1 pseudogene is annotated in these 379 nt (G+C 48.8%); it reads right to left on the bottom strand.

Going from position 1 to position 379, the window contains the following annotated elements:
- Positions 1 to 237: pseudogene (locus LK536_RS58545) on the bottom strand (hypothetical protein); the annotation flags it as partial.
- Between the last annotated feature and the right edge of the window lie 142 nt (positions 238 to 379).

Raw genomic sequence — 379 nt, 5'->3', positions numbered from 1 at the left:
ACTGATATAGTCCTCAGGACTCTTATATTCCACGATGTTATAGGTCCTGAATATCCTTCCGATACTCTTGCTGACAACGTGTCCCGGCTCCAGCTTGATGATTAGCGTATCCATCTGCAGCGGCTTCCTGCTGAGGTTATATTCCTCATGAAAGCAAAGGAACGGCCTGTCCCCTGCCAGTTCCACCTGCAGCGCCGCCTGGAACGCAGGATGCCACTGTAATGCCTTTTTCCCCATCCATGCTACTCCCTTCAGTATAATTTAAAAAAAACGTAACTTCAATAGCCCTCCTGAAATTTCCCTTCTATCCTTCTGTCAATGCTCTGATTTCCGTGAATCTGCGGCCGAACCGGCCATTACCGTGCATAAGCACGCCAGA

This window comes from Clostridium pacaense, assembly GCF_020709765.2.
GTDB classification, from domain to species: Bacteria; Bacillota; Clostridia; order Lachnospirales; family Lachnospiraceae; genus Enterocloster; species Enterocloster hominis.
This window is presented reverse-complemented; position numbering and strand designations above follow the sequence as displayed.